The 17,305-nt window shown below is 57.4% G+C and carries 15 protein-coding genes and 1 rRNA gene (1 of these 16 only partly in view); 3 read left to right on the top strand and 13 right to left on the bottom strand.

Annotation, left to right across the window (positions count from 1 at the left end):
- Window positions 1-17 precede the first annotated feature (17 nt).
- The 13 genes from V6L81_RS02800 to V6L81_RS02740 form a co-directional block, all read right to left on the bottom strand.
- The gene (locus tag V6L81_RS02800) at window positions 18-434 is read right to left on the bottom strand and encodes a hypothetical protein (protein WP_095023126.1); all 417 of its coding nucleotides are present in this window, start codon (window positions 432-434) and stop codon (window positions 18-20) included.
- 30 nt (window positions 435-464) lie between these two features.
- Window positions 465-1,940, bottom strand: a complete 1,476-nt coding sequence (locus tag V6L81_RS02795; protein WP_338660466.1) for a hypothetical protein — start codon at window positions 1,938-1,940, stop codon at window positions 465-467.
- Window positions 1,928-3,394 (bottom strand): hypothetical protein, encoded by a 1,467-nt coding sequence (locus V6L81_RS02790; protein ID WP_095038449.1) that lies wholly within the window; start codon window positions 3,392-3,394, stop codon window positions 1,928-1,930. Before V6L81_RS02790 ends, V6L81_RS02795 begins: the two co-directional genes overlap by 13 nt.
- A 197-nt stretch (window positions 3,395-3,591) precedes the next feature.
- The gene (locus tag V6L81_RS02785) at window positions 3,592-5,553 is read right to left on the bottom strand and encodes a DUF4105 domain-containing protein (RefSeq protein ID WP_338660465.1); all 1,962 of its coding nucleotides are present in this window, start codon (window positions 5,551-5,553) and stop codon (window positions 3,592-3,594) included.
- Window positions 5,550-5,870 carry a DUF2388 domain-containing protein gene (locus tag V6L81_RS02780; protein ID WP_016782951.1) on the bottom strand — a complete coding sequence of 107 codons (321 nt, stop codon included), beginning with the start codon at window positions 5,868-5,870 and terminating at the stop codon, window positions 5,550-5,552. The genes V6L81_RS02785 and V6L81_RS02780 overlap by 4 nt, the downstream gene beginning before the upstream one ends.
- 26 nt (window positions 5,871-5,896) lie before the next feature.
- Entirely contained in the window at window positions 5,897-6,190 is a 294-nt protein-coding gene (locus V6L81_RS02775; RefSeq protein WP_094999513.1) for a DUF2388 domain-containing protein, read from the bottom strand.
- Between the two features lie 204 nt (window positions 6,191-6,394).
- On the bottom strand, window positions 6,395-6,712 hold the full coding sequence (locus tag V6L81_RS02770) for a DUF2388 domain-containing protein (RefSeq protein WP_094999512.1): 318 nt from the start codon (window positions 6,710-6,712) through the stop codon (window positions 6,395-6,397).
- 300 nt (window positions 6,713-7,012) lie between these two features.
- Window positions 7,013-7,228: a DUF1127 domain-containing protein gene (locus V6L81_RS02765; RefSeq protein ID WP_094999511.1), complete on the bottom strand. Its 216-nt coding sequence runs from the start codon at window positions 7,226-7,228 to the stop codon at window positions 7,013-7,015.
- A gap of 318 nt (window positions 7,229-7,546) precedes the next feature.
- The gene (locus V6L81_RS02760) at window positions 7,547-9,037 is read right to left on the bottom strand and encodes an acetyl-CoA hydrolase/transferase family protein (protein ID WP_338660464.1); all 1,491 of its coding nucleotides are present in this window, start codon (window positions 9,035-9,037) and stop codon (window positions 7,547-7,549) included.
- Between the two features lie 181 nt (window positions 9,038-9,218).
- The gene (locus V6L81_RS02755) at window positions 9,219-10,655 is read right to left on the bottom strand and encodes an NAD(P)(+) transhydrogenase (Re/Si-specific) subunit beta (protein ID WP_150629145.1); all 1,437 of its coding nucleotides are present in this window, start codon (window positions 10,653-10,655) and stop codon (window positions 9,219-9,221) included.
- A complete protein-coding gene (locus tag V6L81_RS02750) occupies window positions 10,652-10,975 on the bottom strand; it encodes an NAD(P) transhydrogenase subunit alpha (protein ID WP_003438157.1) in 324 nt (107 codons plus the stop codon). Before V6L81_RS02750 ends, V6L81_RS02755 begins: the two co-directional genes overlap by 4 nt.
- Window positions 10,976-10,986: 11 nt before the next feature.
- Window positions 10,987-12,108 carry a Re/Si-specific NAD(P)(+) transhydrogenase subunit alpha gene (locus tag V6L81_RS02745; protein ID WP_094999508.1) on the bottom strand — a complete coding sequence of 374 codons (1,122 nt, stop codon included), beginning with the start codon at window positions 12,106-12,108 and terminating at the stop codon, window positions 10,987-10,989.
- 437 nt (window positions 12,109-12,545) lie between these two features.
- On the bottom strand, window positions 12,546-13,442 hold the full coding sequence (locus V6L81_RS02740; protein ID WP_095017960.1) for a LysR family transcriptional regulator: 897 nt from the start codon (window positions 13,440-13,442) through the stop codon (window positions 12,546-12,548).
- Between the two features lie 158 nt (window positions 13,443-13,600).
- Here V6L81_RS02740 and V6L81_RS02735 point away from each other — a divergent pair, with 158 nt between their 5' ends.
- From V6L81_RS02735 to V6L81_RS02725, 3 genes are all read left to right on the top strand, one after another.
- On the top strand, window positions 13,601-14,782 hold the full coding sequence (locus tag V6L81_RS02735; protein ID WP_094999506.1) for an acyl-CoA dehydrogenase: 1,182 nt from the start codon (window positions 13,601-13,603) through the stop codon (window positions 14,780-14,782).
- Window positions 14,783-14,796: 14 nt separating this feature from the next.
- Window positions 14,797-16,017, top strand: a complete 1,221-nt coding sequence (locus tag V6L81_RS02730) for a CaiB/BaiF CoA-transferase family protein (RefSeq protein ID WP_094999505.1) — start codon at window positions 14,797-14,799, stop codon at window positions 16,015-16,017.
- A gap of 549 nt (window positions 16,018-16,566) precedes the next feature.
- Window positions 16,567-17,305 (top strand): 16S ribosomal RNA (locus V6L81_RS02725) (it continues 798 nt past the right edge of the window).

Raw genomic sequence — 17,305 nt, 5'->3', positions numbered from 1 at the left:
GCCAACGGCCGATGAGCTCAGCGTTTGGCCGAAAACGTCATCAGCCATGCCACCAGCGAGATGGCAGCTACGCCACCCAACGGTGCGATGTAGAGCGGCGCAAGGAACTGCCCCGAGTTGAGTACGGCGAGCACGGCCATGATGGCGATCATCAACAGGCCCAGAAACAGGAACCAGCCCGAGGCGTTTGCCCGGCTCGGTGCGACACGCTCACGTACGCGCCAGTTGGCATAGGCGTTTTTGATCACGAAAAACAGGATGGCCAGTACCACCAGCACGGCGACGCCAATCAGGGCATCGCGGCTGTCGACTTTCTTCGCCCCGAGGTCAAGGCCCAGCGGTTGCGGCGCGGCCAGAGTGGTGGTCATGGGCGACGGCGCAGGTGCAGGGCTTTCGCTTTCGATAGGTGCTGGCAATGTGCTGGTCTGTGCCATGTATAAAACTTCCTTGCTATGCGTGTGGGGTTACTTGAGTCGTACGGCGGTATCGGGCTGGATATTTTCCAGGCGGGCACCAAACAGGGCGCGCTTGAGGGTCGCGACCCTGTTCTGGTTTGAATCGTATACGCCGGCACTGCTGAAGGGCTTGAGCGGATAAGACTGGGGCACACCTTCGACGATCACGGTCAGGGTCTTTTTGCCTGCAATCAGCAAGGCAGCCAGCAGGGCGCCAATCAAGAGCAGAATAAACAGCCCCAGCAGCATGAGCACCGGACCGAGCGGGTAGCTGATTTTCAGCACAACCGGCAGACGGGTCTCGGAAGTAGTGGCTTCACCGGAGGGGATAAATACGTCAGGCAGGGCGTCACCGGGGAACAGTTCATTCATGCGTGCAATGAACCCCTGGGAGATACGCAGTTGTTGCTCGCTGAGGTTGATGCTGATGCTGCCGGCGCGTTGGTAACCGCTGGAAAAGATCACATCGCTGGACCATTGCGATGGCAGGGGCGGCAGTTGCAGGCTGATCTTCAGCTCGTCGGAGCGGGCGCCTGGCTCGAGGTCTGTCAGGCGGTCCAGCGATATATTCGAGTTCAGGGCTTCGCCCGGCATGTCCAGGGTCATGCCTATTTTCGCGTCATGAATCTGGTAAGGGTTGAACTGGTTTTCGAATTTGCCCAGCAGCACTGCCGTTTTCGGCGAGCTGTCGACGTTGATATTGAGGATGACCGTTTGCTGGTCGGGGGCCAGTTCGGCACTCACGTCCTGAGTGTCTTCAACACCGGTAGGAATAAAGCGCACGGCAGCCTGGGTCAACGGCTTTAGCCGTACCCGGTCATCTTTAAGCAAGCTGGCGAGGGCAGGCTGATTGAGCACCTGCTCCAGTGCCACGCCGGCTTTTTGACCATAGGCCAGAGCGTAGATCATCAACCCGTTGGCTTCGTAGTTGGGGCCTTTGACCGGCATTTTCTGCGGGAAGGCGGCAATCCGGGTGATAGCTGCTTCGCTATGCAACAGGTCGTAGAATTCGCGGTTTTTGGCCTGGGTTTCGCTGCTGTTGTTCGGGCTGTTTTTATTGTTGGTGATGATCCAGACAATACCCTCGCGACCTTCCAGCCCGGTGGTGATTGAGGCCAGCAAAGCCTCTTTGAAATCCGTGTCGGCATAGGCACCGCTGGCTTTGCGCTCCAGCTTCAAGCCATTGACGTAGTTGGGCAGTGCAGCGTGGTTGGCCGGGCCGCGATAGATCCACTCGGGCGAAGGGTGCTGACTGTCAGCCTGGTTGAACCCGCCAATGACGACTTCTGCCCTGCCGGCAGCAGTGCCCACCAGTTGGGTGACCATCGACTTGAACGGCGATGACGGATCGCTGTAGAACGGCTCCATCCAGCCTGAATTTTGTACCAGGAATACCTGGCGCAGAGGCTCTGCGCTGGCCACGCTGCTGGCAAGTACGAGGGAGAGCAACAGGCAGCGGCGCAGCCAGAAGGTCAAGCATTCCATCGGTAAAGCGCTCCGCATGAGTCGATATACAGCCACATTGCGTTATCAAAAAAGAACCACTGGGCATTCCAGGGTTCGCTGGCGCGGGCACTGATCGAAAAGCGCTGATCACCAATCTGCTCGAAGCAATAATCAACGTCCATTGGCTGGCGGCTGTCGAAAAAGGTTTCCAGCGTACTGGACTGCTGGGCCCGCATTGAGAGAAGTCGCTTTTGCGTGGCGAATTCGATGAAGGGCTGCACCACTTCACGGGTGGTGGGCTCGATATTCTCGTCGTGTTCGCCCCAGGGCAACTCAAGCCGGATGTTGTATTTAAAGCTCAAATGCCCGGTGCTCAGGCGATACCCCTTGATGGGCATCGGCAGGTCGGTAGCACCCGGATCCAGTTGCAGGTAATGCTGACCGTTGGCATCGAAGATCAGCTGCCACAGGCCCCTGCCGTCCAGAAACGGTGGCCCTTGCTCGGGATGGGCGGTGGCGTTGTTGGGCCACGGATGCCATTGGGCCTTGAGTTCGCTGCCTTGGGTCAGGCTGAGGTAGCCGTGTTCACCGATCCACAACAGGCGACGGGAGGCTGCGTCGAGAATCGGCGCCGAGAGCCGGGTCATGCGCTCATGGTCAGCGCCTTCAACCAGGCAACGGTCCCACCCGTAGAGGCTGGCAGGGTTGACGATGCAAACGTGGCCGCTCTTGAGCTGAGGCAAATAAGACTGGCCTTCCAGCGTGCCAGGGCCGGCCAGCGGGCTGCCGTCGTCGCGCAAGGTTTGGTAACGCAGTGTGAGTGGGTCGACACTGACTAACGTCGCTCCGCTATCGCTGGAGAGCAACAGGTGCTGCTGGTTTTCGTCCACGTGAAGGGCGACCGACCAGGCCCAGCTTTCCAGGCGAGAGCGACCGATGGGTTCGCTCTTTGGCAGTAACTCAAGCCACTTTCCCGAGCCTCTTTGCCACAGGAACAAGCTGCCTTCGCGGCTTAGTGCGTACAGGGCTTCGCGATGCCCGCCGAGGTTGGCGGCGAGGAAGTTGAGGCCGTTCTTGCGAGGCAACTCAATAATCAGCTTGCGACTGTTCAGGTCACCCTGGCGGGTATCGAGCAACTGGCTGTACAAGCGCGAGCTGATCTCCTCGGCCGAGGACAGTTTGCAGCGCTCATTGATCACGCGAGAGCCACTGCCATCGCCATAAGGCGGTAGCCAGCGGGTAGTTGTCTGGTAGGCGACCTTCGGCAGTTCTTTGCCTGTGCTGGGGCAAAACGCGAATGCAGCAGGCAGGTAGTTGCCGGGAGAGGTATCAGGCGCGGGTGTTGCCCCGACCAGATAATCCAGATCAACCAGCTCGGCCGGGGGCTTGGTACCAGCGACCTGGTGCAGAGAGAATGTACCGTCATCTGCTTGCAGCCACTCCTGGTCGCCTAGCGTCCAGACAGAGGTGCGGTCGTTTCTGGCTATCTCCATATAATCCTGCCGATACCTGTAAACGGTGCATGCCAGTCCCTGCCGGGGTTATGGCAAGCACTTCACAAATGAGAGGGTGTGACTCAAACGATGGTGTGGCCAACGGCATTGATCAGTGCCGAATAATGGCGCGGTGCCACTTTCCATCGCGGAATAGTGGCAGAATGATAGGGCTTGTCAACCGAACTTTAGTTCGGTCAGGGCAGCTGCAAACCGCCGGATGCCTTGTGGATTGTCCGTAGATGTTCGCCGATCAGTTTGACGTTGGCTTCGGTGGCTGCAATTTCGGCTGCACGGGCAGGCTCCAGCAGGCTGCGCACCTCCTTGTCCAGATCAGTGGTCAGACGCAGTAGCTGCTGCTGGCGCTGGCTGCTTTCTGATTCGAGCTTTTCCCACTCCCTGGTTTGCGGCAAGCCGTAGCCGTCGCTGCCGAGCAATTCTGCCGGGCGGCTGAGAAAACCGCTGCTGGCAAGAATTTCCTGCAGGGTCTTGTTGGCTTTGTCCATACCGCCATCCTTGAGCTGGCGTGCGCCCAGGTACTTTTGCTTGACCTCATCCTGTGCCAACAGCAGTTGCCGACGAAAGCTGGCTTGTTCCAGCAGCAACAATGCCGCACTGGCGCGCAGATCGGCTTGCTCAAGCCATGGGCGGCGTTCTGCTGCATCAAGGGCCAGCCAGTCTTCGACTGTGGTTTGCTTGATCGGCAAGCGGGTTTTGAGAACATCAAACATCGCCTGGTAGCGATCACGGTAGGAGTCGAAGCGATAACCCAGGCGCAACGCCTCTTTGGGATCCTCCAGCACGCTGGTATCGGCCAGCCCGCGAGCCTTGAGCACTTCGAGCAAACCATTGGGCACAATGCTGTCCAGGCCTTTGAGCCGGGCATTGTCGCTGCCGCTGCGCAGCAGTTTGAGGGTTTCAACCGCACAGTTATTGGAGATGAAGTAGTAGTCGCCGTCATAGCTCCAGTGCATCTCGGCGGCGTGTTCAACCACTTCTTCGATTTCAGGGCGGCTCAGTTTGAGCGGCACGGAAGCCAGGCTGCGCAGTTCGGTTTTAGTGTATTCGTCAATTACCTGGGCCAGCGGCAATACGAAAAGGCGCGATGGGTAAGCGCCTGTCAGGCCGTCCCAGCTTGAGAGCTGTACGTCATTGACGAATGCCCGGTAGGACAACACTAAGTGTTCTTGCAGGTCGAGTCGGCAGTCCGGCCCGCGTGGGCGGCCCGGGGCACAGATCACCAGGCGCAACATGCTATGGCCCCAGCGGCTGGCCCATTCCTGATTGGCCTCAGCCAGCAGGTAGTCGACGGCGTAGACCCGCTCGGGATCGACGGTACCCAGTGGCTGTTTGGCGAAATCGTTGCCGGCATTGAGGAAGGCAAAACCCTTCGGGCATTCGTCTCTGGCGGCAGGCGCCCAGCCGAAATGCTGCTGGTAGTAGCGATACAGTGCCGGGCGGCGGCAGGCGTAAGCCGGGTCGAGGAGGAAATACTCCATGTTGACTGCGACAAACTCCTTGGGGCTGCTGACTTCGTACAGGTCCGGGCTGCGCACCACCTGATGATTGTCTTGCTCGCGCTCGCCCCGGCGCCCCACGTATTGCTGCCAGCCGGCCAGATCAAGCAGACGCGGGTCATCGCTGAGGGTGAAGCGGCGTCCGGCTTGCCCGCGGCATTGGTCGGGCAGGCCAATCAGCCCCGTGTTGCTGTTTTGGCGGGTGCAGCGGCGTATCAGCGTGCGCTCGTCCGCGGGCCAGAGGCGGGCACGGTCATATAGGTGTGTCAGTTCGTGCAAGACGGTGGCGAGCATCTCCCGGCGCGCAGTGCCGTGGGGGCGGTTGGTCTGCAGGCTGGCAGCGGAACCATCGGTCAGCCCGGCCAGCAGCTTGCGATTAAGGTCCAGCTCGGAGGTCAGCGAAGCCTGGCCGTAAGCGTTGGCGGGCATGTCATCGGTCCACCCCACCAGGACTTGCCGGTCCAGTTGTTCGATAAAACGCGGTGGCAGTCTCTGCATGGCTTCATCAAGCAGGGCTTGGCTGGCCTGTTGCTCGGCCGGGCTCAGGCCCTCGGTCTTGAGTTGCAGATGCAGCGCGGCCTGGGCGCTGCTGGCAATCAGCAGCAGGCCACAGGCGGCGAGCCAGCGCGTTAACGGCCTCACAGTGCGAGTATGGCTTCGGCGAGGTCGTGATCGCTGGCGTTACGGGCTTCAGGCACGCGGTCGCGCAAGGTGCTGAAGGCCGCCTCCAGTTGTACGCCGCGAATATCGCCTTGGCTGGCAACGAAAGTGGCGGCGTCGTCGTGGGCTTCGCGCACTACTTTAGAGTCACGGATGGAGGTAGTTGTATCGGACGTAAAATCGATGGTGCGGCCAAAAGCACGCACGATGATGTTACTGGTCTGCACGACGGTCTGTGCCTGTGCCACATCGGCAAGCAGCAAAAGGCCAAGAGTGGCGACAATCAAAGGGCTACGCATGAATTTTCTCCAGAAAAAGCGGGTATTTATTGGACGAGAATTGTCTGTGCCAGTTCAAGGTCGCTGGCACTCAATTTTGGCTGGTTCTGGCGCAGATAACGCAGGGCAGACTCCAGCTGTGCGCCTCGCGTCTGGCCATCACTGGCAATAAAGACGGCGGCATCATCCTGGGCGGCACGTATCAGTTTGTGATCAAAAGGCGCGGACGTCACTTTACTGGTGACATAACCACTGAGCACCACATTTTGCGTGGTCAGGTCGAAGGCGTTGGCTGATTGAGTCCAGCAGAGTGCAAGCAGAGCTAATAAGGAAAAACGCATGGGTCTCGAGGCTGTTTGAATGAGCGCCAAGGCTAGCGTAATGGCCGGGGCAGGGCCAGCGTGGGGGTGTTGTTGAAATTTTTTTCATGCCTGCACGGTATATGTGGGAGCGGGCTTGCTCGCGATTGTATCGGCGCGGTTTACCTGAGAAATCAGGGCGCCTGAATCGCGAGCAAGCCCGCTCTCACAGAGTGCTGACCCCGATCAGATCGTCAGGATCGCCTGGGCCAGCTGTGCATCGGTGGCCTGCAGCTGTGGTGCTTGCTGGCGGATGGCATCGAAGGCGCTTTCCAGTTTCACGCCACGGATGGCGCCTTCGCTGGCCACAAAGCTGGCAGCGTCGTCACGGGCTGCGCGCACGATCTTGTTGTCACGAAACGAGCCGGTAGCATCCGATGTCAGGTCGGTGGTGGCTTTGAGCGTACCCACGATGCCATCGGTGGTGGCGATGAAGCTCGTGGCGTTGGCGCTTGCAGCAACAGCCAGCAGAACTGCGGCACTAAGTAGGCGAAGAGTGGGCATGGTAATACTCCTGAACATGAACTAATGAAAATAGACGGTTATGGGCCGAATAGTAGGCTCAGGGTTGCTTCAGGCAAAGGTTGTTTTGTCCGAAGCGCGTATCAGGGTGCTCTGAATCAGGTATCAGGCAAACTGTACCTGTGGTATTTCAATTAATTTAAAACTGTACTTGTCACTTTGCAAGTGGGCAAAACTCGGCCCTAAAACGACAAAACCCGTCAGCGGTAATCCGCGACGGGCTTTGTTTTTTCAATTCAGGTTGCTGGCGGTGGACCGGTGGTCAGGGCCAGCGAGCGCTAATCAGCGCCAGAACGGCTTGCTCAGCTCTTCGTAACGCTGTGCTTCGCTAATCCCGGCATCAGCCAGAAGACGCGAGTCCAGGCGAGCCAGTTGATGGCGGCTGGAGATGCGGCGCTGCCACAACATCAGGTTGGCAAGTACGCGCAAAGGCATGGAAGCCTGGGAGTTTACAGTGCTGCTTTCGCTGAACAGTTCGGAACTGAGTGTACGTTCCATGGTGACATCCTTCCGCTTGTGGCGGCATTGGCTAGTGGTTTAACTGATGCCAATGATCCTCCTCTTTGTCCAGGGTCTCTAGATACAGTTCGGCTGTATTGCGATGGGCCAGTTAACTGTTTATGCACGCTGTACGGGCACAAATAGACTCAACTGTACCTGTCCGCACCTAAGTGGTGCGAAATTGGCCCGAAGGTGAGTCAAAGTGAGTGTTACGGGTGGGAAATGACCAGTACAGCAGTACAGTTTTTGAAATATAAGGCATAAAAAAGCCGCTGACGTAACAGTATTTACGTCAGCGGCTGTCTAGCTCGCGGGTTACGGCAGCATTTTCCCGGTTTCTTCCAGGTTGATATGCCAGCTCAGGGCTTCGCGCAGGATGTGCGGGGTGTGGCCGCCAATCGCACAGGCCTTGGCGAAGTAGTCATTGAGAGCTTCACGGAAGTCCGGGTGCACACAGTTGTCGATAATGACCCGTGCGCGCTCACGCGGGGCCAGGCCACGCAGGTCGGCCAGACCCTGTTCGGTAACCAGGATGTCGACGTCATGTTCGGTGTGGTCAACGTGGCTGACCATTGGCACCACGCTGGAGATCGCACCCGCCTTGGCAATGGATTTGGTCACGAAGATCGCCAAGTGCGCGTTGCGGGCAAAGTCACCCGAACCGCCAATGCCGTTCATCATCCGCGTGCCGCACACGTGAGTGGAGTTGACGTTGCCGTAGATGTCGAACTCCAGGGCGGTGTTGATGCCGATGATACCCAGGCGACGAACCACTTCAGGGTGGTTGGAAATCTCCTGCGGGCGCAGGACCAGTTTGTCCTTGTAGCGCTCCAGATTGCCAAATACGTCCGAGTTGCGACGCTCCGACAGGGTGATGGAGCTGCCCGAAGCGAAGCTCATCTTGCCCGCGTCGATCAGGTCGAAGGTCGAATCCTGCAGTACTTCGGAGTACATGGTCAGGTCTTCGAACGGCGAGTCGATCAGGCCGCACATCACCGCGTTGGCGATGTTGCCGATACCGGCTTGCAGCGGGCCGAGCTTGTTGGTCATGCGCCCGGCTTCAACTTCGGCTTTAAGGAAGTTGATCAGATGAAAGGCGATACCGTCGGTTTCGCTGTCCGGCTCGGACACGGTGGATGGCGAGTCCGGCTTGTTGGTGATCACGATGGCGACGATTTTTTCCGCCGGGATCGGGATTGCGGTGCTGCCGATACGATCGTCGACCTTCACCAGCGGGATCGGTGTACGCGTCGGACGGTAGGTCGGAATATAGATGTCGTGCAGACCTTCCAGGTTCGGGTTATGCGCCAGGTTGATCTCGACGATCACTTGCTTGGCGAAAATCGCGAAGCTGGCGGAGTTGCCCACGGATGTCGTCGGAACAATATGACCTTGTTCGGTAATGGCCACTGCTTCAATAACTGCAATGTCCGGCAGCTTGAGCTGATTGTTGCGCAACTGCTCAACGGTTTCGGACAAATGCTGGTCGATAAACATCACTTCACCGGCGTTGATCGCCTTGCGCAGAGTGCTGTCTACCTGGAACGGCATGCGACGGGCCAATACGCCGGCTTCCGTCAGTTGCTTGTCGAGGTCGTTGCCCAGGCTGGCGCCGGTCATCAGGGTGATTTTCAGCGGCGACTTCTTGGCCCGCTCGGCCAGGGCCTGGGGGACGGCTTTGGCTTCGCCGGCACGGGTAAAACCGCTCATGCCGACAGTCATGCCGTCATGGATAAGGGCGGCGGCTTCTTCGGCGCTCATGACCTTATCGTGCAGGGAGTTCAGGCGAATACGTTCACGGTACATGGATTGTTATCTCGGGCAACGGAAGCAAGAGGCGCAGTCTATTCATTTTCAGAGCCTTGCGTCCCGCTACCATGGTCGAATGCCAGCGGCCGATTTAGAGCCTTTGGTCGGGTTCCTTGGAAAAAGAAAAACCCCGGCCAATAGAGCGCCGGGGTTCTCGATGTTGCGTTGGTGCGCGATGTTACTCGACAGCTTTAACCATATCTTCAATAACTTTCTTGGCGTCACCGAAGACCATCATGGTTTTATCCAGGTAAAACAACTCGTTATCCAGACCGGCATAGCCGCTGGCCATTGAGCGCTTGTTCACGATGACAGTCTTGGCTTTATAGGCTTCGAGGATCGGCATGCCGGCAATCGGCGATTTTGGATCGTTCTTGGCCGCCGGGTTGACCACGTCGTTGGCGCCCAGTACGAGCACCACGTCGGCCTGGCCGAACTCGGAGTTGATATCTTCCATCTCGAACACCTGGTCGTAAGGCACTTCGGCCTCGGCCAGCAGTACGTTCATATGGCCTGGCATGCGGCCCGCAACCGGGTGAATCGCGTACTTCACGGTCACGCCGCGGTGAGTCAGCTTTTCCGTCAGCTCTTTAAGTGCGTGTTGTGCCCGTGCCACGGCCAGGCCGTAACCCGGGACGATGATCACGGTGTCGGCGTTGGTCAACAGGAAGGTGGCGTCGTCCGCCGAGCCGGATTTCACCGGGCGGGCCTCTTGCGCACCGGCCGGGCCACCGACGTCGGTTGCACCGCCAAAGCCGCCGAGGATCACGTTGAAGAACGAACGGTTCATCGCCTTGCACATGATGTACGACAGGATCGCGCCCGAAGAACCTACCAGCGAACCGGCAATGATCAGCATCGAGTTGTTCAGCGAGAAACCGATACCGGCAGCCGCCCACCCCGAGTAGCTATTAAGCATCGACACCACCACCGGCATGTCGGCGCCGCCAATCGGGATAATGATCAGCACACCCAGCACGAACGCCAGAGCCAGCATCAGCGCGAAAGCATTGAGGTTGCCGGTCAGCATAAACGTGATGCCCAGGCCCAGCGTGGCCAGGCCCAGTACCAGATTGAGCTTGTGCTGGCCGCCGAATTGTACCGGTGCACCCTGGAACAGGCGGAACTTGTACTTGCCCGAGAGTTTGCCGAAAGCGATCACCGAACCGGAGAAGGTGATTGCACCAATGGCCGCGCCCAGGAACAGCTCCAGACGGTTGCCCGCCGGGATGGCGTCGCCCAGGTGTTTGACGATGCCCAGCGATTGCGGTTCGACCACGGCTGCAATGGCAATAAATACCGCCGCGAGGCCGATCATGCTGTGCATGAAGGCAACCAGCTCAGGCATTTTGGTCATCTCGACACGCTTGGCCATGATCGAGCCTGCTGTACCGCCGATCAACAGGCCAACAATGACGTAGCCGATACCAGCGGTGGCAATCTCGGCGCCCAGCTTGTAGATCAGGCCAACCGTGGTGATGATCGCCAGACCCATGCCGAGCATGCCGAACAGGTTCCCGCGACGAGAGGTGGTGGGGTGCGACAGGCCTTTGAGGGCCTGAATGAAGCAGATCGACGCAACCAGATACAGAACAGTAACCAGGTTCATGCTCATGGCTTGCGCACCTCTTCTTTGGCTTTAGGTGCTTTCTTCTTGAACATTTCCAGCATGCGCCGGGTGACCAAAAATCCACCGAATACGTTTACGGCAGCCAGCGCGACTGCCAGGGTGCCCATAGTTTTACCCAGGGGGGTAACGGTCAGCGCGGCGGCGAGCATGGCGCCTACAATCACGATCGCCGAGATGGCGTTGGTAACGGCCATCAGCGGGGTGTGCAGCGCAGGTGTAACGTTCCAGACCACGTGATAGCCCACATAGATGGCCAGCACGAAGATGATCAGGTTGTAGATACCGGGGGAGATGAGCTCTTCCATTATTATTGTCCTCAGCCGTTTTTGCGCACGACTTGACCGTCGCGGCACATCAGGCACGCGGCGACGATGTCGTCTTCAAGGTTGATCTGGAACTGCCCTTCGGAGGTGAAGACCAGCTTGAGGAAGTCCAGCAGGTTGCGGGCGTAGAGTGCCGAGGCGTCCGCAGCAACCATGGCGGGCAGGTTGGTGTGGCCGACGATGGTTACGCCGTGTTCAACCACGACCTGATCGGCGACGGTCAGCGGGCAGTTACCGCCCTGGGCTGCAGCCAGATCGATGACCACTGAGCCCGGCTTCATCTGGGCTACGGTTTCTGCGCTTAGCAGCACCGGGGCTTTACGGCCCGGGATCAGGGCTGTGGTGATCACGATGTCAGCCTGCTTGGCGCGCTCATGCACGGCCAGTGCCTGGCGCTGCATCCAGCTGGCAGGCATCGGGCGGGCGTAGCCGCCTACGCCAACGGCGCACTCGCGTTCTTCGTCGGTCTCATAAGGCACGTCGACAAACTTGGCTCCAAGCGATTCGATCTGCTCTTTAACCGCAGGTCGCACATCGCTGGCTTCGATTACGGCACCCAGGCGCTTGGCGGTGGCAATGGCCTGCAAACCTGCAACACCGGCACCCAAAATAAGCACGCGAGCGGCTTTGACGGTACCGGCGGCGGTCATCAGCATCGGCATAAAGCGCGGATAGTGGTGAGCGGCGATCAGGACGGCTTTATAGCCGGCGATATTGGCTTGGGATGACAGCACATCAAGACTTTGCGCACGAGAGGTTCGTGGAGCAGCTTCGAGAGAGAAGGCGGTGATCCCGCGCTCGGCCAGTTTGGCAATGGTTTCATTGCTGAACGGGTTAAGCATGCCAATCAGCACGGTGCCGGTTTTGATCAGGGCCAGTTCGCTGTCGCTGGGGGCGACAACCTTGAGAATCAGCTCTGCGCCGAAAGCATCTGTAGCGTTGCCAATAGTTGCGCCGGCGGCTTCATAAGCACTGTCGATAACGCTGGCATTAACGCCGGCGCCGCTTTGAACAGTCACTTTATGGCCTTGGCCGATCAGCTTCTTGATGGTTTCCGGGGTTGCAGCAACCCGCGTTTCACCCGTATGGGTTTCGAGAGGAACACCAATGTGCACGTCATATCTCCTGCGTGATCTTTTATAAGAAAGCCAGCGCACTACGGATGGTGCGACTGGGGCGGCCGATCAGCACGATCCCACCAAAAGTATGGGTGGGGCGGGGCATTCTGCTGGCAATTTTTTTGCCCTTCAAGGACTTATGGAGGATGACGAGATACAAACTACAAGTCATGCAGTGACCGAATGTCGCAATGGTCGGCTGCATGCCTTTAAATACGTGGCTTACAGAAGATTTGACGTTTTTTTGAGTTTTTTTCAGATTTCTTTTGGTTATCGCTGCATAACTTTGAGAAATACCCTGTAGGCCGCGTGGTTACTGGCCTGCAGGTTTGTCCAGTTAGACCAAAGTCCCGAGTGTCAAAACGCGACATTTACTTATATATGTAGTGACTTTTTATGCTGCGCTACATAGTTCGTGCGGACGATGCGATCCTTTAAATCAGGCTGTAGCCCTCGGCCTGCTTGATCAGCCAGTCTCGAAAGGCCTGCAATGAAGCCGACTCAATTTTGCGTTCGGGGATCATCAGGTAGTAAGCCCTGGTGCTGGGCAGGCTGCTGTCATTGGCAATCACCAGGCGTTTTTCGGCCAATTCGCGCTGAATCAAAAAGGGCGGGATCAGGGCGACCCCCATTTCATGCATGGCGGCCTGAGCCAGCATTGAAAAAAGCTCATAACGTGGGCCGCTCATGTCGCGTGGCACATTTATGTCCTGGGCGTTGAACCATTGGCGCCAGGCGTAGGGGCGGGTGGTTTGCTGCAGTAGGGGGAGTTCGGCGAGGGTGTGCGGGGAGAGGCTCTTATGCGGGCCCAGCAGGTTAGGACTACACACGGGTACCGGGTTTTCTCCCATCAGGCGGTAGGACGAAGTGCCGGACCAGTCAGCATCACCGAAGTAGATGGCAGCATCGAAGTCGGTATCTGCGAACAGAAAAGGGCGTGTGCGGTTGGTCAGGTTGACCGTGACATCCGGGTGCTGTTGCTGGAAGTCCTTGAGCCGGGGCAGCAGCCATTGCGTGCCGAAGGTGGGCACCACGGCCAGTTCGATCACGTTGGCGCCTTGTTGGCCCATGACGGACAGCGTGTCCCGTTCTACAGCATCCAGTTGGATTGCAATGCGCCTACTGTAGGAGATGCCGGCTTCTGTCAGTTTTACGCCACGCTTGGAGCGTCGGAACAGTTCTACACTCAGAAACTCTTCCAGGCTGGCGATCTGTCGGCAAATAGCCCCTTGAGTGATGGAAAGCTCTTGTGCGGCCTTGGTAAAGCTTTCATGGCGCGCAGCCGCTTCGAAGCTGATCAGGGCGGTTGTGCTGGGGATCTTGCGGCGCATGTACGGCTTCCTCACTAAATACAGTCAGAAATGGCTTTCATGTGGTTCACGGAGTGAGAAATTATCACAGCATCGTGTCGAATCCTCGTTTGTCCTTCTATATAGAGGGAGCCTAGGATCAGTGCACGATATTTGATCTATTACGCGAGGGTTCTCTCATGGCGGGTAAAGCAAGCTTCAACTGGATTGATCCACTGTTGCTGGATCAGCAGCTCACTGAAGAAGAGCGCATGGTGCGCGACAGTGCCGAGCAGTTTGCTCGGGACAAACTGGCGCCGCGTGTACTTGAGGCTTTCCGCAATGAGAAGACCGACCCTGCAATTTTCCGTGAGATGGGTGAGACCGGTTTGCTGGGCGCGATGATCCCTGAGCAGTACGGCGGCAGTGGCCTTAACTACGTCAGCTACGGCCTGATTGCCCGCGAAGTGGAGCGTGTCGACTCGGGCTACCGTTCAATGATGAGCGTGCAGTCCTCCCTGGTAATGGTGCCGATCAATGAGTTCGGTACCGAAGCGCAGAAGCAGAAGTACCTGCCCAAGCTGGCATCTGGCGAGTGGATTGGCTGCTTCGGTCTGACTGAGCCAAACCACGGCTCTGACCCTGGTGCGATGATTACCCGTGCGCGTTCGGTAGAGGGTGGCTACAGCCTGACGGGCAGCAAGATGTGGATCACCAACAGCCCTATCGCCGATGTGTTTGTAGTGTGGGCGAAGGACGATGAAGGCGACATTCGTGGCTTTGTTCTTGAAAAAGGCTGGAAGGGTCTGACTACACCTGCGATTCACGGCAAGGTCGGTTTGCGTGCGTCCATTACCGGCGAAATCGTCATGGACAACGTATTTGTGCCGCAAGAGAACATCTTTCCGGATGTGCGCGGCCTGAAAGGTCCTTTTACTTGTCTTAATTCGGCTCGTTACGGCATCTCCTGGGGGGCGCTGGGCGCAGCCGAGTTCTGCTGGCACACCGCGCGCCAGTACACCCTTGACCGTCATCAGTTTGGCCGGCCTTTGGCTGCGACCCAGCTGATCCAGAAAAAGCTGGCTGACATGCAGACCGAGATTACGCTGGCCCTGCAGGGTTGCCTGCGTCTGGGGCGGATGAAGGATGAGGGTACCGCGGCGGTTGAGATCACTTCGATCATGAAGCGCAACTCGTGTGGCAAATCCCTGGATATCGCACGCATGGCTCGCGACATGCTGGGTGGCAACGGAATCTCCGATGAGTTCGGCGTGGCGCGTCATCTGGTCAACCTGGAAGTCGTGAACACCTATGAAGGCACGCATGATGTGCATGCCTTGATCCTTGGGCGTGCGCAGACCGGTCTTCAGGCGTTCTATTAACAGGAGCTCGGCTCATGGGTGCTTTATCGCATTTGCGGGTGTTGGATTTGTCTCGTGTGCTGGCGGGGCCGTGGGCGGGGCAGATACTGGCTGACCTGGGGGCTGAGGTAATCAAGGTTGAGCGCCCGGGCAATGGTGATGACACCCGGGCCTGGGGGCCCCCCTTCCTTAAAGATGCTTATGGTGAGAGTACGGGGGAGGCTGCCTATTACTTGTCAGCCAACCGCAACAAGCAATCGGTAACTATTGACTTCACCAAGCCGCAAGGCCAGCAACTGGTTCGCGAGCTGGCAGCCAAATCCGACATCCTGATCGAGAACTTCAAGGTGGGTGGCCTGGAGGCGTATGGCTTGGACTACGCGTCGCTCAAGGTATTGAATCCGGACTTGATCTACTGCTCGATTACGGGGTTCGGTCAGACTGGCCCTTATGCCAAGCGGGCCGGCTATGACTTTATGGTTCAGGGGCTGGGTGGGTTGATGAGCCTGACCGGGCGGCCTGAGGGTGAGGAGGGTGCGGGGCCGGTGAAGGTGGGTGTTGCGCTGACAGATATTTTGACCGGGCTCTACTCGACGGTTGCGATCCTGGCAGCCCTTGCCCATCGTCAGCATGATGGTGGCGGGCAGCATATAGATATGGCGTTGCTGGACGTGCAGGTCGCTTGTTTGGCTAATCAGGCGATGAACTATTTGACTACAGGTGTGGCTCCGCAACGCCTGGGTAATGCCCATCCAAACATCGTGCCTTATCAGGATTTTCCGACGGCAGATGGTGACTTCATTCTTACTGTGGGAAATGACAGTCAATTCCGCAAGTTTGCTGAAGTAGCTGGCCGACCGGAGTGGGTCGATGATCCGCGTTTTGCTACCAACAAGTTGCGTGTGGCGAACCGGTCGGAGCTGGTACCGCTCATCAGGCAGGCAACGGTGTTTAAAACCACCGCTCAGTGGGTTGCACAGTTGGAGGCTGTCGGCGTGCCTTGTGGGCCCATCAATGACCTGGCGCAGGTGTTTGCTGATCCTCAGGTTCAGGCCAGAGGGTTGGCGATGCAGTTGCCCCATGCGCTGGCGGGGCTGGTACCCCAAGTGGCGAGCCCTATCCGGTTGTCCAAAACCCCGGTGGAGTATCGCAATGCTCCTCCTTTGCTGGGTGAGCATACCCGGCAGGTCCTGGAGCAGGTACTGGGGTTGAAGGCAGCAACGGTGGAGGCTTTAAGGCGGTCGGGTGTTGTGTAGCTATATAGAGGGGGCGTTAGCCCCCTCTATATAGCTGTATTACGGGTGTTTCTGGATTAAGTGATAGAGTCGCTCAATTAGTCCTTGACTCAGTTTTGTAACTGTCTATAATTCGCCCCACTTCCGGCGCAGTCGAAACGGAAAACTCCTTGAGTTTCAATGAGTTGGACGGTTTTCGGCGGTGTCAGCTTCAAGTCATCGAAGCAGGAAATGAGGTGTTGACAGCAGCGTGTAACGCTGTAGAATTCGCCTCCCGCTAACGAGAGATCGAAAGCGCAAGTGGTTGATGTTACAGAGGAAACTTTGAAAACATCTTAAAATAACCGCTTGACAGCAACAGAGGCTGCTGTAGAATGCGCGCCTCGGTACAGCGAATAGCTGACCAACCGCTCTTTAACAATTGAATCAAGCAATTCGTGTGGGTGCTTGTGGAGTCAGACTGATAGTCAACAAGATTATCAGCATCACAAGTTACTCCGCGAGAAATCAAAGATGTAACCAACGATTGCTGAGCCAAGTTTAGGGTTTCTTAAAAACCCAAAGATGTTTGAACTGAAGAGTTTGATCATGGCTCAGATTGAACGCTGGCGGCAGGCCTAACACATGCAAGTCGAGCGGTAGAGAGAAGCTTGCTTCTCTTGAGAGCGGCGGACGGGTGAGTAATACCTAGGAATCTGCCTGATAGTGGGGGATAACGTTCGGAAACGGACGCTAATACCGCATACGTCCTACGGGAGAAAGCAGGGGACCTTCGGGCCTTGCGCTATCAGATGAGCCTAGGTCGGATTAGCTAGTTGGTGAGGTAATGGCTCACCAAGGCTACGATCCGTAACTGGTCTGAGAGGATGATCAGTCACACTGGAACTGAGACACGGTCCAGACTCCTACGGGAGGCAGCAGTGGGGAATATTGGACAATGGGCGAAAGCCTGATCCAGCCATGCCGCGTGTGTGAAGAAGGTCTTCGGATTGTAAAGCACTTTAAGTTGGGAGGAAGGGCAGTTACCTAATACGTGATTGTCTTGACGTTACCGACAGAATAAGCACCGGCTAACTCTGTGCCAGCAGCCGCGGTAATACAGAGGGTGCAAGCGTTAATCGGAATTACTGGGCGTAAAGCGCGCGTAGGTGGTTTGTTAAGTTGAATGTGAAATCCCCGGGCTCAACCTGGGAACTGCATCCAAAACTGGCAAGCTAGAGTATGGTAGAGGGTAGTGGAATTTCCTGTGTAGCGGTGAAATGCGTAGATATAGGAAGGAACACCAGTGGCGAAGGCGACTACCTGGACT

This window comes from Pseudomonas bubulae, from assembly GCF_037023725.1.
GTDB lineage: Bacteria > Pseudomonadota > Gammaproteobacteria > Pseudomonadales > Pseudomonadaceae > Aquipseudomonas > Aquipseudomonas bubulae.
This window is presented reverse-complemented; position numbering and strand designations above follow the sequence as displayed.